Annotated in this window: 14 protein-coding genes and 2 pseudogenes; 8 read left to right on the top strand and 8 right to left on the bottom strand. The window is 70.0% G+C overall.

The annotated features are described in order from the left end of the window. Complete coding sequence (locus OG510_RS21370; protein WP_406138792.1) at window positions 1-2,550, top strand: helicase-associated domain-containing protein; 2,550 nt, start codon at window positions 1-3, stop codon at window positions 2,548-2,550. Here the strand turns inward: OG510_RS21370 and OG510_RS21365 are convergent. After that, window positions 2,513-3,355 carry a VanZ family protein gene (locus OG510_RS21365; protein WP_406138790.1) on the bottom strand — a complete coding sequence of 281 codons (843 nt, stop codon included), beginning with the start codon at window positions 3,353-3,355 and terminating at the stop codon, window positions 2,513-2,515. The two genes, OG510_RS21370 and OG510_RS21365, sit on opposite strands and share 38 nt — an antisense overlap. A 111-nt stretch (window positions 3,356-3,466) precedes the next feature. Here OG510_RS21365 and OG510_RS21360 point away from each other — a divergent pair. Next, window positions 3,467-5,101, top strand: a pseudogene (locus tag OG510_RS21360) (DNA repair helicase XPB); the annotation flags it as partial. A gap of 262 nt (window positions 5,102-5,363) precedes the next feature. Here OG510_RS21360 and OG510_RS21355 read toward each other — a convergent pair. Continuing rightward, a complete protein-coding gene (locus OG510_RS21355; RefSeq protein WP_406138788.1) occupies window positions 5,364-5,570 on the bottom strand; it encodes a hypothetical protein in 207 nt (68 codons plus the stop codon). A 159-nt stretch (window positions 5,571-5,729) separates the two neighbouring features. Between OG510_RS21355 and OG510_RS21350 the strand changes: the two genes are divergently transcribed. The 3 genes and pseudogenes from OG510_RS21350 (at window position 5,730) to OG510_RS21340 (ending at window position 6,934) form a co-directional block, all read left to right on the top strand. Next, a complete protein-coding gene (locus tag OG510_RS21350; protein ID WP_406138786.1) occupies window positions 5,730-6,167 on the top strand; it encodes a VOC family protein in 438 nt (145 codons plus the stop codon). 135 nt (window positions 6,168-6,302) lie between these two features. Further along, window positions 6,303-6,488, top strand: a pseudogene (locus OG510_RS21345) (IS630 family transposase); the annotation flags it as partial. Between the two features lie 320 nt (window positions 6,489-6,808). Then, the gene (locus OG510_RS21340) at window positions 6,809-6,934 is read left to right on the top strand and encodes a hypothetical protein (RefSeq protein ID WP_406138784.1); all 126 of its coding nucleotides are present in this window, start codon (window positions 6,809-6,811) and stop codon (window positions 6,932-6,934) included. A gap of 7 nt (window positions 6,935-6,941) precedes the next feature. Here OG510_RS21340 and OG510_RS21335 read toward each other — a convergent pair whose 3' ends face one another. Continuing rightward, complete coding sequence (locus tag OG510_RS21335) at window positions 6,942-8,162, bottom strand: DUF4157 domain-containing protein (RefSeq protein ID WP_406138783.1); 1,221 nt, start codon at window positions 8,160-8,162, stop codon at window positions 6,942-6,944. Between the two features lie 214 nt (window positions 8,163-8,376). On the opposite strand from OG510_RS21335, the gene hutH reads away from it, so the two are divergent. Next, on the top strand, window positions 8,377-9,918 hold the full coding sequence (gene hutH, locus OG510_RS21330) for a histidine ammonia-lyase (protein WP_406138781.1): 1,542 nt from the start codon (window positions 8,377-8,379) through the stop codon (window positions 9,916-9,918). A gap of 9 nt (window positions 9,919-9,927) precedes the next feature. Here hutH and OG510_RS21325 read toward each other — a convergent pair whose 3' ends face one another. Together OG510_RS21325 and OG510_RS21320 are read right to left on the bottom strand one after the other, a co-directional pair. Continuing rightward, on the bottom strand, window positions 9,928-10,194 hold the full coding sequence (locus OG510_RS21325; RefSeq protein ID WP_406138780.1) for a hypothetical protein: 267 nt from the start codon (window positions 10,192-10,194) through the stop codon (window positions 9,928-9,930). Beyond that, entirely contained in the window at window positions 10,191-10,517 is a 327-nt protein-coding gene (locus OG510_RS21320) for a hypothetical protein (protein WP_406138778.1), read from the bottom strand. Before OG510_RS21320 ends, OG510_RS21325 begins: the two co-directional genes overlap by 4 nt. A 126-nt stretch (window positions 10,518-10,643) precedes the next feature. On the opposite strand from OG510_RS21320, the gene OG510_RS21315 reads away from it, so the two are divergent. After that, a complete protein-coding gene (locus OG510_RS21315) occupies window positions 10,644-11,483 on the top strand; it encodes a Scr1 family TA system antitoxin-like transcriptional regulator (RefSeq protein ID WP_406138777.1) in 840 nt (279 codons plus the stop codon). Continuing rightward, window positions 11,480-11,689, top strand: a complete 210-nt coding sequence (locus tag OG510_RS21310; protein ID WP_406138775.1) for a DUF397 domain-containing protein — start codon at window positions 11,480-11,482, stop codon at window positions 11,687-11,689. The genes OG510_RS21315 and OG510_RS21310 overlap by 4 nt, the downstream gene beginning before the upstream one ends. Before the next feature lie 66 nt (window positions 11,690-11,755). On the opposite strand, the gene tgmC is transcribed toward OG510_RS21310, so the two are convergent. From tgmC to tgmA, 3 genes are read right to left on the bottom strand one after another with little or no spacing between them, the layout of a single operon-like run. Next, the gene (gene tgmC, locus OG510_RS21305; protein ID WP_406138774.1) at window positions 11,756-12,901 is read right to left on the bottom strand and encodes an ATP-grasp peptide maturase system methyltransferase; all 1,146 of its coding nucleotides are present in this window, start codon (window positions 12,899-12,901) and stop codon (window positions 11,756-11,758) included. Then, on the bottom strand, window positions 12,898-13,863 hold the full coding sequence (tgmB, locus tag OG510_RS21300) for an ATP-grasp ribosomal peptide maturase (RefSeq protein WP_406138772.1): 966 nt from the start codon (window positions 13,861-13,863) through the stop codon (window positions 12,898-12,900). Before tgmB ends, tgmC begins: the two co-directional genes overlap by 4 nt. Further along, a complete protein-coding gene (gene tgmA, locus OG510_RS21295) occupies window positions 13,863-14,135 on the bottom strand; it encodes a putative ATP-grasp-modified RiPP (RefSeq protein WP_406138770.1) in 273 nt (90 codons plus the stop codon). Before tgmA ends, tgmB begins: the two co-directional genes overlap by 1 nt. Between the last annotated feature and the right edge of the window lie 50 nt (window positions 14,136-14,185).

Here is a 14,185-nt window from a genome sequence, read left to right as displayed (position 1 = left end):
GTGCCGGAACGAACACGCAGCACGCCACCGCGCACCCTCGCAGAGGCCCTGCGCACCCGCGACGACGCGTCACTGACCGGGCTGCTGCGGGCGCGGCCCGATCTGCTGACGCCGGTGCCCAGCGATCTCAGCCAGCTCGCGACCCGTGCGGGCACCCGCGCCTCGGTCGTACGGGCGCTGGAGCACCTGGACCGGTTCACGCTCCAGACCGCCGAGGCGCTCGCGGTCGCGCCCGACCCCGCCCCGTACGAGACGCTCCTCGCCCTCATGGCCGGTGACGAGTGCGATCCGGAGGTCGCCGACGCGCTGCCCGGCGCGGTCGAGCGGCTCCGTGAGCAGGCGCTGATCTGGGGCACCGACGACCGGCTCCGGCTCGTCCGCACCGCCCGCGAACTCCTCGCCCCCTCCCCCACGCACCCCTCGCCGACCGGCCTCGGGCCGACCGTGGCGGAGGCGACGGTCGGGATGTCGCCCGGCCGCGTCCAGGAGATCGTCACCGCGGTCGGCCTCGCGGGCACGCACGACTCGGTCTCCGCGGTCGCCGCGCTGACCTCGCTGTTCACCGACAGGACCCGGATGTCGGCGCTGCTCGACGAGGCCCCGAGCGAGTCGCTGAACGTCCTGAGCAGGCTCGTCTGGGGCCCGCCGTACGGAGAGGTGGCCGCCGCGCCGACCCGGCCCGTGCAGTGGCTCCGGGACCACGGGCTGCTGCTGCCCGCCAGCGCGCGCACGGTGGTACTCCCCCGGGAGGCCGCGCTGCATCTGCGCGCCGGGCGCGCGCACCAGCACGCGGAACCGCGGCCGCCCGCCGTGCTGCCCGCCCGCGAGTACGGTCCACAGGCTGTGGACGCGGCGGCGGCCGGGCAGGCGTTCACCGCGCTCTCCACCATCGAGGACCTGTTCAAGGACTGGGACGAGGGCGGCCCCACCGTGCTGCGCTCCGGCGGCCTCAGCGTCCGCGACCTCAAGCGGACCGCGGCCGCGCTGGACGTGAGCGAGCCGCTGGCCGCCTTCTGGGTCGAACTGGCCTACGCGGCCGGGCTGCTGGCGGCCGACGGGGAGGCCGACGAACGGTTCGCCGCCACCCCCGCGTACGACCTCTGGCTCGACTCGCCCGCCCAGGAGCGCTGGGCCGACCTGGTCACGGCCTGGCTCACCGCCACCCGTACGCCCGGACTCATCGGCGGCCTCGACCCCAAGGGCCGTGCCCTGTCCACGCTGGGCCCCGAACTGGACCGGGCCGCCGCCCCCGAGGTCCGCCGCAGGATCCTGGCCCTGATGGCGACCCTCCCGGAGGGCACGGCGCCCGACCCGGACTCGCTGCTGACCCGGCTGCGCTGGGAACGCCCGGTGCGCGGCACCGCGTCCGGCCGCAGCCCGGGCCCCGGCAGTCCTGGCCCGGCCACCACGGCGGACATCCCGACGGCCCGCCACACACACGGCGCGACCCCGGTCGGCGATCTGCGCTCGCGCATCGCCCAGTGGACGCTGAACGAGACGGAGCTGCTGGGCATCACAGGCCGCGGCGCCCTCTCGACGCACGGCAGGGCACTGCTGGGCGACCTCACGGCCGACAGCGGCCCGCGCCCCGCGCCGACCCCCGCCGAACTGGCGGCCGCCCGCGCCCGCGCCGCCGACGCGATCACCCCGCTGATCCCGGAGCCGCTCGACCACGTCCTGCTCCAGGCCGACCTCACGGCGGTCGCCCCCGGCCCGCTGGAGCGCCCGCTCGCCGCGCTGCTCGGGGTCGCCGCCGACGTCGAGTCCAAGGGCGGCGCCACCGTCTACCGCTTCACGGCGGGCTCGGTACGCAGGGCACTCGACGCCGGACAGACCGCGGCCGACCTGCACGCCTTCCTGGCGGCCCACAGCCGTACGCCGGTGCCGCAGCCGCTCACGTATCTGATCGACGACGTCGCCAGGAAACACGGCCACCTGCGGGTCGGCGCGGCCTCCTCGTACGTACGCTGCGACGACGACGCGGTGCTCAGCGAGATCATGGCCGACACCAGGTCCCAGCCGCTGCGGCTGCGCCGCCTCGCACCCACGGTGCTGGCCTCCATGGCGGGACCCGCCGGGCTGCTCGAAGGGCTGCGCTCGATGGGCTTCGCCCCGGCCGCCGAGTCGGCCGAGGGGGACGTCCTGATCACCCGCGCAGACGCCTACCGCACCCCGCCGCGCGCCGCACCCGCCCCGGTCCCGGAGGGCCCGCCGGTCCCCGACGACGTCCTGCTCGGCGCGGCGCTGCGGGCGATCAAGGCGGGCGACACGGCGGCCACGGTGGTGCACGCGCCGGTGCAGGAGCACGGGGACCTGCCGCGCACCCCGTCGGGGGAGACGCTCGCCACGGTGCAGGCGGCGGCGATGACGGGCGCCGCGCTGTGGATCGGCTACGTCAACGCGGACGGCGCGGCCAGCAAGCGCGTGATCGCCCCGGTCAGGGTGGAGGGCGGCTTCGTCACGGCGTACGACCACACCGCGGACGACGTCCGTACGTATCCGCTGCACCGCATCACGGGCGTTGCGGAGCTGACCGACGACCCGTCCTGACAGCGGACCACCAACGGGACGCCCTGGTAAGGGACTTGGCGCCGGACTTGGCGGGTGACCTGTCGGCGGCTTTGGTGGGCGACTTGGCGGCGGACTTCTTCGCGGACGTCTTCCGGGCCGGGGCCTTCGCCTTGGCCGCGGGCTTGGCGGCAGGTTTGGCGGAGGGTTTGGCAGGGGCCTTGGCACGCGGCTTGGCGGCGGGCTTGGCCGGAGACTTGGCACGGGGTTCGGCCGCGGGCTTGGCGGACGACTTGGCCGGAGATTCAGCAGCCGGCTTCGTCGCGGGTGTCCGCCGGGCCGTCCGCTGCCACCAGTGGGTGCGCCGGGGGTGCAGCGCGCGGCCCAGCCGCCGGCCGAGCAGCAGATACCCGAGCAGCGCGCCCGTCGTGTTCAGGATCACGTCGTCGATGTCGAAGGCCCGCCCGGTGATCAGCAGCCCCTGCGCCGTCTCGACGAGAAGCATCACCACGGCGGTCACCAGGACCACCCGCAGCAGCCCGCGCGCCTTCGGTATCAGCACGGGCAGCAGCACCCCGAAAGGCATCCCGAGCAGCAGATTGCCGCCGATCTGCTTGACCGTGTCCCGGAAGGCCGGCTGGTCGACGTACGTACGGATCGAGTCGCCCGGGGTGAGGTTCGTGTGCGTGAGGTCCACCGAGGCGGCGGAGGGCACCAGCGTCACCTTGGCCAGGGCGACGGCGAAGCCGACCATGCAGGCGAAACCGAGCAGTAACACGAGGGTGCGGAGCACTGCCGAGCCCCACGTACGGCGCTGCAGTCGCGGTTCGGAGTGTTCGGAGTCCATGACGCAGCGTGTACCCCCGCCGGAATGCGCGACACTGGTGGTTTGGCCCTGCTGGTTCAGCCTGACTGGCTCGGCCCCACCGCATGCTCACGGCGCGAAGGGACTCATGGCGTGAACGGACCTCTCATCGTCCAGAGCGACAAGACACTGCTCCTGGAGGTGGACCACGAGCGGGCGGACGCCTGCCGTCGCGCCATCGCACCGTTCGCGGAGCTGGAGCGCGCGCCCGAGCACATCCACACCTACCGGCTGACCCCGCTCGGCCTGTGGAACGCGCGGGCCGCGGGGCACGACGCCGAGCAGGTCGTCGACGCGCTGGTCGAGTTCTCCCGCTATCCCGTGCCGCACGCGCTGCTCGTGGACGTCGCCGAGACCATGGCCAGGTACGGCCGTCTCACGCTCTCCAAGCACCCCGTGCACGGCCTGGTGCTCACCTCGACCGACCGGCCCGTGCTGGAGGAGATCCTCCGGTCGAAGAAGGTCGCCCCGCTGGTCGGAGCCCGTCTCGACCCCGACACCGTGGCCGTGCACCCCTCCGAGCGCGGTCAGATCAAGCAGACGCTGCTGAAGCTGGGCTGGCCCGCCGAGGACCTCGCCGGTTACGTCGACGGCGAGGCGCACCAGATCGACCTGGACCAGGAGGGCTGGTCGCTCCGGCCGTACCAGCAGCAGGCCGTGGAGAACTTCTGGCACGGCGGCTCCGGTGTGGTCGTCCTGCCCTGCGGCGCGGGAAAGACCCTGGTCGGGGCCGGTGCGATGGCCGAGGCCAAGGCGACGACGCTGATCCTGGTCACCAACACCGTCTCGGCCCGGCAGTGGAAGCACGAGCTGGTGAAACGTACCTCCCTCACCGAGGAGGAGATCGGCGAGTACAGCGGTACGAAGAAGGAGATCCGCCCGGTCACCATCGCCACGTACCAGGTGCTGACGACCCGCAGGAAGGGCGTCTACCCGCACCTGGAGCTGTTCGACTCGCGCGACTGGGGCCTGGTCATCTACGACGAGGTGCATCTGCTGCCCGCACCGGTCTTCAAGTTCACCGCCGATCTGCAGGCGCGGCGCCGGCTCGGGCTCACCGCGACGCTCGTACGGGAGGACGGCCGTGAGTCGGACGTCTTCTCGCTGATCGGGCCCAAGCGGTTCGACGCGCCGTGGAAGGAGATCGAGGCGCAGGGCTACATCGCGCCCGCCGACTGTGTGGAGGTCCGGGTCAATCTGACGGACACCGAGCGGCTCGCCTACGCCACGGCCGAGGCGGAGGAGAAGTACCGCTACTGCGCGACGACCGCGACCAAGCGGAAGGTCACGGAGGCCCTGGTCCGCAAGCACCAGGGCGAGCAGACCCTGGTCATCGGCCAGTACATCGACCAGCTGGACGAGCTGGGCGAGCATCTGGACGCACCGGTCATCAAGGGCGAGACGACGAACGCGCAGCGCGAGAAGCTCTTCGGGGCGTTCCGCGAGGGCGAGATCAGTGTGCTGGTCGTCTCGAAGGTCGCGAACTTCTCGATCGACCTTCCGGAGGCGACGGTCGCCATCCAGGTCTCGGGGACCTTCGGCTCACGTCAGGAGGAGGCGCAGCGGCTGGGCCGGGTGCTGCGTCCGAAGGCGGACGGGCACGAGGCGCGGTTCTACTCGGTGGTGGCGCGGGACACGATCGACCAGGACTTCGCGGCGCACCGGCAGCGGTTCCTGGCCGAGCAGGGGTACGCGTACCGGATCGTGGACGCGGACGAGCTGCTGGCGGGTCCGGCCGCGGCACTGGAGCTGACGGATCCCACGGAGACGGGCGCCGCGGACAGCGGTTCCACGGGCAGCGGCTCGGCGGACACCGGCTCTGCGGACAGCGGCTCTGCGGACACCGGCTCTGCGGACAGCGGCTCTGCGGACACCGGCTCGACGGATACGGATGAGGGGACTGCTCCCTGACGACCGGGCCGCGGTCAGCATGGTGAGCGCGGCGGGGCGGTGGGCAGGCTTGGCGACGCGGCGGCTTGGCGGCGCCGGTTCAGCGGGGGCCGTGCTCGCCGAGGATCATGACGCTGAAGGCGGCCGACGCGAAGGCCCCGACCGCGCGGACGGCGCTGCGGACGGGCTGCGCCACGGAGGTACGGGACACGGACGTGCGGGACGCAGAGGTACCGGACGCGGCGGTACGGGACGCGGACGTGCGGGCGGATGTGCCGGGCGGCGCGGTGGCGGTTGCTGTGGTCATGTATCCATGATGGTTTTCCGGCAGCCGCGGGGCGTCAGGCTGTGGTCGTAACGCACGGGCCGGGCGCCTACGACTCAAGGCCCATGGGATCCCCTACGGGTAGGACACCGCCCGCGCCGCACGTCCGCACGTACGTGACGCGAGGAGAGCGAGGCACAGGTGGCGATCCGCTGGAGCCTGACCGTGGACTGCGCCGACCCGGCCGCGCTGTCGCGCTTCTGGGCGGAGGCGCTCGAGTACGCCGAGCGCCCCGCGCCCGAGGGGTTCGCGACCTGGCCCGAGTGGCTCCTGCACCACGGTGTCCCCGAGGACGAGTGGAACGACGGCGCCTACCTCTGCGACCCGGCCGGGACCGCCCCCGCGCTGTCCTTCCTGAAGGTCCCGGAGGGCAAGGCGGTGAAGAACCGCCTGCACCTGGACGTGCAGGCGGGTGGCGGCCGCGAGACCCCCTGGGAGGTGCGGTGGCCGCGTGTGCTGGCCGCCACCGAGCGGCTGACGGCCGCCGGGGCGAGGGTGCTGCGCGAGGAATCGCTCCAGGGCAAGCCGGACCATATGGTGCTGGCCGACCCTGAAGGCAACGAGTTCTGCGTGGTGTGACGTGGTACCGGGGGCAGGGAGCCCGGTAACCCGGGGCCCGTAGTCCCTAGTGCCGCATCAGAGAACCTTTGCCCCGTAGCGACGTGACGCGCTGTTGGGATGCCTGTCCGGGTGGCAGAACGGGTACGCGTCCGCGGCCGGCCAAAGACCTTCACCCTCCCCGAACGCCGGGAGATCAAGAAAATTGCCAAGTCCAAGCCAGCCGAGCAGGGCCTGCCGTTTTCGACCTGGAACCTGGCCAAGCCGGCCGACTTCCTGGTCGCTGAGGGGGTGGCCGACGACATCAGCCATGAGGGCCTTCGGGTCCTGCTCCACGAGGAGCTGACCTATGCCAACCCCTGCTCGTCTGCGTACAAGCCGAATTTCACGACGCGCGTCCTCAGTGCGTCAGGCCTCTGTGATTGTCGTCATCGCCCCTGGCAAAAGGCGGTGGTGAACCAGGTGTAAACGGGAGCAGGTCCGTCGTCCAGCGCCGCCCCCTGGCACGCTCGTCCGGCGGAGGGGCGTCGATCGCCTCGGATATAGAGGTGAGGACGCAGTGGACCTTGGGGGAGACGCCCTCACACCGCCAGCCGCGGGCCGGCGGTGGGCGGCGAACCGGTAGCTGAGACCCCGCTCAGCGACAGCCTCAGGCCACCGGCATGGACCTGCAACGAGACATCGACGCCGAACAGTTCCTCGCCGGGGCCGGATGGACGCCGCCCATCTGCTGCATCGGCTCGATCAAGCCGACACCGCCGGGCGACAACAGGGCAAACGTCGCCTGATGCGGCACTAGGCCATCGTGTTGTGCACGATCCAGCCCTCGCCGTACAGCTCCTTGCCCGTCTTCGGGTCGTAGACGGTCGTCTGGCAGTCGAGATACGTGGGAATCGACTGCGCGTAGTACTTGTCGATCTCTGCCGCGACCGAGCCTGTCGCGCCCAGGCTCGCCCCGGTCACCTGCCCGTCGAACACTGCTTCCACCGTGTACTCGACTATGCGGCCGGCCTGGATCTCGGCCTTGACGTTGTACTCCGTCATTTCGTGATGCTTGCGGTTACCGCCCTTGGTGAGCGGCGTCAGGTTGTCCAGGGTGTCGCCGGGGCCGCCGAGGTTGTCGTTGAGGAGGTGGCCCTGGACCATGTACTTGGCGAACCAGTCCCCGGTCGGCGTCCCCTTCTTGGGCCACCAGCTGGGCTTGACCTTGGGCTTGCCGCCGTACTTCACGTCCTTGGCGTGCAGTTCGGCCTTCATGTAGCTGCCCACCCCGCTCCTGGACGAGGAGGCGTAGGAGACTTTGTGGCGGCCCCGGTAGGCCCGCTGGATGGCCCGGGAGACCGTCGGCTGCTCACCCTCCGACGTGGCGCCGTCGCCCGGTCCCGAACTCCCCGCGGAATCGGCACTGCTGGTGGAGACCGCTCCGCTCATCACCCGGTGGGCGTTCTCCTCGGCCTCGCGCTCGAACCGGTCGGAGGGGTCGCTCACCCGCAGACCGTTGCCGTTGTCCGTACCGGCGACCGGTCCCTGGCGCTGCTGGATGACGTGCGTGAGCTCGTGGGCGAGCGTGTGCTTGTCCGCGCCGCCCTGACCGATGACCACATGGCTGCCGGATGTGTACGCGCGCGCTCCCAGCTCGGCCGCCGAAGCCTGGGCCGAACTGTCCGCGTGGATACGGACGTCGGAGAATCCGGTGTCGAACCTGGCCTCCATTTCGGCGCGCACCGAACTGTCCAGCGGGCTTCCCGGCTGCCGCAGGACGTCCTGGGCCGCGGCACGCTGCACCGCGGGCCCCGCCGCCTGGTGCCCACAGCCGGCGCCGTGCTCGTGCAGCTCCGGCGTCTCCTCGTGCCCGGCCTGGCGCAGCATCTGGACCACGGCCGCGTTACCCGCGGTGCTCTGCAGCCCGAGGATCCCGCGTGGAGCTGCGGTACGCGCCGGGTCCGCAGGCCGTAGGCGGCGAGCCGCCGACGTATCCCTCTTCGCCTCGGACGTCTCGCGCTGCGCGGGTTCCATAGCTCTCCTCAGCTCTGGTCAGGCCATTGGTCAACTTGCCTTTCTACGCGAACCGGTCGGAGGAAGCCAGGTAAGCAAGGGCAGAGCCAGGGTCCGAACAGGCAGACCTACGGCGGTCGCACGGCGCGGGTCTCCACTCTTGCCACCGGCTACATAAAATGATTCATTGACGTGTCGAGTGAATGAATACATGCCAGACGCGAGAGGATTCCTCATGCCTGCCCGCGAGATTGCCGCCGTCACCCTGGGCGATGAGCCGATCACCGTCGAGCAGTTCGTCGCGGTCGCACGCCACGGCGCCCGGGTCGAGTTCGACGCGACGTACGCCGACCGGGTACGCACATCACGCGCGCTGGTGGAGCGCTTTCTGGCCGAGAACCGCCTGGTGTACGGCGTGACCACCGGATTCGGCGACAACGTCACGAAGGTGATCGACCCGGCCGACGCCGAGCAGCTGCAGCGCAACATCGTGCGCTCACACGCCGTTTCGGTCGGCGAACCACTGCCCGTCGAGATCGTCCGCGCCATCGCTCTCATGGAGTTGACCGGCCTCGGCGAAGGCTTCTCCGGCATCCGCATCGAAACCCTCGAACTGATCCGGCGGATGCTCAACTCCCGCGTCACACCCTACGTACCGGGCGAGGGCTCCGTCGGCTATCTGGCCCCGGAGGCGCATATGGCCCTGGTGCTGCTGGGCGAGGGCCGGGCCTGGTACGGCGACGAATTGCTGCCCGGGGCCGAGGCACTGAGCCGGATCGGCGAGCAGCCGGCGCGGCTCGGCTGCAAGGAAGGGCTGTCGCTCACCAACGGGACGCACTCGGTGACCGCGATAGCCGTCCTGGCCACCTATGACGCCAATGTCGCAGCGGCCACAGCCGATGTCGCGGCGAGCCTGTCCGTACAGGCACTCAAGGCCACCGTACGGGCCTACGACGCCCGGCTGCAGGAACGCAAAAAGCACCCCGAGCAGGCCGCGGTCGCCGAGAACCTGCGTCGGCTGACCGAATCCAGCGCGCTCAGCGCCGAGTTCATCGACCACCGGCTCCAGGACAGCCTGGCCCTGCGCGCCGTCCCGCAGATGCACGGCGGCGCGAGGCGGGCGCTCGCCCAGGCCAGGGAGGTCATCGTCGAGGAACTGCACTCGGTGGGCGACAACCCGGTCATCCACCCCGAGGGCGAGGACGGGGTGGCGCTGATGGGGGCGAACTGCGACAGCACGTACGTCGGCATCCAGGCCGACTCCATGGTGAACGCGATGGCGGTGCTGGCCAAGGTCTCCGAGCGCCGCACCGACCGCCTGGTCAACAGCAACTTCAGCGAGCTGCCCGCGTTCCTGACGCCCAGGCCGGGGCTGAACAGCGGCTACATGATCGCGCAGTACACGGCGGCCGCACTCTCCATGGAGCTGCGCTCACTCGCGGTGCCCGCGTCGGCGGACACGGTCCCCACATCGGCCGGCCAGGAGGACGCGGTCAGCAACGCCTACCTGGCGGCGCTGAAGGCGTACCGGGCGGCACACAAACTCGCCTACGTCGTGGCGATCGAGGTGATGTGCGCCGTACAGGCACTCGACCTGCTGGCACCGCTCGCCCCCTCACCGGCCACGAACGCGCTGCGCGCCAGGATCCGGGAGACCGTACCGACGGTCGCCGAGGACCGCTTCTTCCACACCGACATCGAGCACATCACCGAACTCGTACGCAGCGAGGAAGCACTGCGCACGGTCGAGGACGTGGTCGGGCCGCTGCACCGCTGACGGCATCGCTCACGGACTCCCGTCCAGTTCGCCGAGCCCATCGAGCCGGCGATTGATCCGGTGGGCGAACTGGGCTGCTTCCGCTACGGAGATGGAGCCCAGGGAGATCATGTGGGCGGGGTGGTTGCAGGCCGCGCACGGCTCCTCGATGCCGATGTCGTCGAAGTCGACCTGGAGCCGCCGCAGTGCGTTGACGAACGCGGTGGCAGCGTCCTCGGCGTTCTCCCGGTCGTTGTTCGTCCAGTACCCACGATCGACCGGACCGAAATCCGTCATGGCCTGACCCCCTTGTCGTCACTGACCCGCTCACGAAGCCGGTCCGTCGTGGACGACTCGTCGGCGTCGTCCGCCGGGGCGTCGGGACAGATCGGGTTGCCGCACCGGCAGGGCGGCCACTTGAGTACGGAGATCTCGAATTCGGGCTGCTCGCTCATTCGGTCCAACTGCCTTTCCAGTCCGGCGATGACATCGCGGAGCAGGTCCTTGGTGGGTGGCGCGTATCCGGTACGCGGCACCCACGCCGGCGCCAGCCGCCAGAACCCGCCGTCCGCCACCAGGGATGCCAACCGGGCTGCTTCGGGGCCCAGTTGCTCCGTCACGGGGATGCGATCCCAGGGCAACGCCCGCTCCTCTCTGTAGTCGTTCCGCTACCGAGTGGGCTCAGCGTGGCCTAGAGTCAGGAACCCTTCAAGTAATCAGAAACGAAGGAAGGGTTGGGCGCGCGCATGGTCAACCGCAAGGAGCTGGACCCTGAGAGCAGCCCGGAGGCTGCATATGGAGCACACCTCCGCAGGTTGCGGGAGAAGCATGGTTGGAGCCAGGAAGATCTAGGCGAGAACCTGGGCTATTCGAGCCAGCACATTTCGGCTGTTGAAACTGGCAGGAAGCCGCCAACCCTCCCTTTCTCGCGTAAGGCCGATCTCGCCTTCGGTACTGCCGGTTCTGCTGATTCGCTGGAGCGCGAGTGGCGCGAGATGCGGCGCGGCTCGCTCCTGGAAGGGTTCCCGGAGTACGTGGGCCATGAGGGCCGGGCGGTAGAGATCCGGCTGTACGAGATCGGAATCATCCCCGGGCTCCTGCAAACACCCCAGTACGCAAAAGTGCTGGCCGAAAGCTCGGTGCGACGGGATGCCATCACGCCCGGCCAGGCGGACGAACGCGTCTCGTTCCTGGCTGAGCGGCAGGCGGCCGTCATGCGAGCCCGTCCGCCCATGCTGTTCGTGATCATGGATGAGAGCTGCATCCGCCGGCCCATTGGCGGAGCGGCCGTCATGGAGGCCCAGTTGGCCCGTCTGGTGCAGTTTGCCGAGCTGCCGAACACAGTGCTTCAGGTGGCACCGTTCGAGATAGGCGAACGCCGGGCGTTCGATCTGCCCGTCAATCTCCTGACGCTGCCGGATCGATCCGTGATCTGCTACGCCGAGTCCCAGTCGCAGGGACACCTGGACCGGGAGAGTGCATCTGTGATGCCCATGCTGACGACCTACCATCAACTACAGGCCGAAGCACTGTCGCAGGCAGCATCCGTGGCCATGATCAACGAGGCACGAAAGGGCACCCCGTGACGACCGACGAGTCCCCCCGCTGGTTCACATCCTCCTACAGCAACAACGGCGGTAACTGCGTAGAGGTCGCAGCCAACCTCATCGCCTCCCACGGCATCGTCCCCGTACGTGACTCCAAGAACCCGGGCGGCCCCGTACTGGACATCCCCGCCCAGGCATTCGCCTCCTTCGTGGCGGGCGTCAAGGGCGAGGCCGACTCCGTCTGACCACCCCCGGCCCGGCACACACAGGTCCTGAGCTGCTCCCCCTCGTGCCCTGCACGGTGGGACAGCTCAGATCGGCAGGTCCCAGCCCGGACCGTCCTCGGCGCCGATCCACACGCGCTGCCGGGCCGCAGAGACCGTGATGCCGAAGTCCTCCTGGTGTGGTGCGCCGAGTCCCTGCCAGGTCTGCACAGCCGTTTCGACCTGATCCCACAGCCGGACCGGTCCACGCTGCACGACGGTCCAGCCACCGTCGGCCCGGGATGCGGTCCGCGACTGGGAGCCGGTGGACACATCCCAGAGGATCTGTTCGGACCCAGCCCCCATCCGCTCGGCCGAAGGTGCGGCGAGCTGGGCAACCCAGCTTCCGGTCCACGTGCCGATGATCGCGGGATCCATCCCGGTCGGGCGCTCCTCACCGGGCAGCAGGACCAGCGCCGGGCGCGGTGGGCGATCGTGCGGGCGGGCCGGCATGAAGCTGGTGTACCCGGTCAGGAACCGCCCGGCGGCAGCACCGGGGCCAGTCACCGTAAGCAGCGCCAGCCCGGATGCGTAGCTCCATCCCGAGAGGGTGACCAGCAGCTTTCCGCCCGGCTTCACCTGGTGCAGCCACGGCACGGGGATGTACCGGACCGAGCAAGTGGCGATCAGGCGGTCATACGCTCCCCCGCCCGGATCTCCCCTCAGTCCGTCCCCGGTGATCAGCCGGGGAGCGTACCCGGCTGCTTTGATGGCGGACGCCGCGGCTGCGCCGACCACCGGGTCGTACTCGACGCTGGTGAGACTGTCGTCGCCCAGACAGTGCGCACCGAGGGCGGTCGAGTACCCGGTTCCCGTACCGATCTCCAGCACTCGCTGCCCCGGCTGGACATCGAGTCGCTGCCACATGCGCAGGACCAGTGACGGCAGCGTGGACGACGACGAGGGGGAACCCACGACAGCTGTTCCGCGTGCGACATCATCGGGCCTGGTGCGGCCGTCGAGTTGAGTGATGAGCGTCCGGTCGGTGTAGACGCCGCGCAGCCATCCGGCATCGCCCTGGTGGACGGGCCGATAGCGGGTCGGGACACTTCCCGGCACCTGTTCGAAGTAGGAGCCGACGAACAGGTGCCGCGGAACAGTCGCGGCTGCTCGGCGCCACTCGGGATCAGCGAGCGTGCCGTCCTCGGTGAGAGCGTCCGCCAGAGCGGCACGCAAGGGAACAGATGCGCTCATGTGCCAGAGCCTCTCTGGAGCTGGTCGGCGATGGCGTGGGCAACAGCGTCGGTGGTCCCGGCCGGCTGCCACGCCCACTGGCCGCTGGGGTTGCACTCCAGGAAGTACCAGGCACGGTCGGCTGTCACCGCGAAGTCGAAAGCACCGAACGTCAGCCCGAAGTCCGCGAGATAGGAGGCAATGGAGTCCGCCACCGCCTCCGGAATTGCGATCGGAGTGCAGCGCATGAGGTCCTGCCGGTAACGCCAGTCGAGATCAGGGCTGTCGATCCTGGTTCCGGTAAGCCGGTCTCCAACAGCCGTCACTCGTACGTCGAACGCCTTGTCCACCTTGGCCTGGAATATGTGCGGGCACACAGCCACGGCACTGGTGATCTCATGACCGTGTACCTCCCTGACCCACACGCTGTGCGGCTGATCGCCGATGCGGTAGGGCGTGTTCCACACCGGTTTGTAGACCACTCCGCCACGCTCATGTGCCACGAAGTCCCGGGCGTCGCTCTCGTTGTCGGTGATCAGCGTGTGGGGAAGCAGGAACCCGCTCCGTTGGGCCGCCGCGAGCTGAGCGGGCTTGTACTCCGCGGCACGGTTGCTCCACGGATGGTTGACGTAGTGCGCTCCCGGGAGGGAGGCGAGGATCCCCCCTGTTCCCCAGTAGGACTGTTCTGCTGAGAACCTGCGGTCCTGCCCCTGGAGGCCGGGAGCGCCCTCGTAGGGCGACGGTCTGCGGACCCAGACGGACCGTACCCGCGTGAGGTCGAGTTCCCGGCTCCGGGTACGCAGGGTGCCCCTCTGGTCGCCTGTGCGGTAGGCGGCGGCCAGAGAGGCCCCCTCGTGGAAGTCGGCTCCCGGATCGACGCGCACCACGGAAACCCGGCGCCCGGCGAGCAGCCTCAGCACCACGTCCGCAGTCACGTCGCAGGAGTTGGTCAGCACCAGCACCGATCCTCGTTGGTCCTCCATCAGCCAGAACTCCGATCCTGGTCGTAGGACTCGTGCGAGTCGGTATCCGTAGCCCCACCCGGACCGGACCCGTCGCCCGGAGTGGTCGCGGTGGGTGTCAGTCCGCTGGTGCTGGTGCCATGACCACCCAGCTCGACCGTGCGCCCGTGCCCGTCCACGATCGCTGCGATCTGTGTGCCTGCGTCGATCACGGGGGTGAAGTGTGGAACCGCGACAGTGGCCGCGTACGGCATCATCCTGCCCGTGCCCCAAGGCGTAAGCATCTGCGTCATACGTGCTGCACCTCCCATTCGGAGGTCCATCGTGGTGCTGCGGGACGGCC

The organism is Streptomyces sp. NBC_01089 (assembly GCF_045162975.1).
Taxonomy (GTDB): domain Bacteria; phylum Actinomycetota; class Actinomycetes; order Streptomycetales; family Streptomycetaceae; genus Streptomyces.
The sequence above is the reverse complement of the archived record's forward strand: the minus strand, read 5'-3'. Positions and strand labels throughout refer to the sequence as shown.

Coding starts and splice junctions, on each gene's coding strand:
- OG510_RS21315 (WP_406138777.1), top strand. CDS start 10,644: ATGGTCAACCGCAAGGAGCTGGACCCTGAGAGCAGCCCGGAGGCTGCA.
- tgmB (WP_406138772.1), bottom strand. CDS start 13,863: ATGGAGGACCAACGAGGATCGGTGCTGGTGCTGACCAACTCCTGCGAC.
- OG510_RS21365 (WP_406138790.1), bottom strand. CDS start 3,355: ATGGACTCCGAACACTCCGAACCGCGACTGCAGCGCCGTACGTGGGGC.
- OG510_RS21340 (WP_406138784.1), top strand. CDS start 6,809: ATGGACCTGCAACGAGACATCGACGCCGAACAGTTCCTCGCCGGGGCC.
- OG510_RS21325 (WP_406138780.1), bottom strand. CDS start 10,194: ATGACGGATTTCGGTCCGGTCGATCGTGGGTACTGGACGAACAACGAC.
- OG510_RS21355 (WP_406138788.1), bottom strand. CDS start 5,570: ATGACCACAGCAACCGCCACCGCGCCGCCCGGCACATCCGCCCGCACG.
- hutH (WP_406138781.1), top strand. CDS start 8,377: ATGCCTGCCCGCGAGATTGCCGCCGTCACCCTGGGCGATGAGCCGATC.
- tgmA (WP_406138770.1), bottom strand. CDS start 14,135: ATGACGCAGATGCTTACGCCTTGGGGCACGGGCAGGATGATGCCGTAC.
- OG510_RS21335 (WP_406138783.1), bottom strand. CDS start 8,162: ATGGAACCCGCGCAGCGCGAGACGTCCGAGGCGAAGAGGGATACGTCG.
- tgmC (WP_406138774.1), bottom strand. CDS start 12,901: ATGAGCGCATCTGTTCCCTTGCGTGCCGCTCTGGCGGACGCTCTCACC.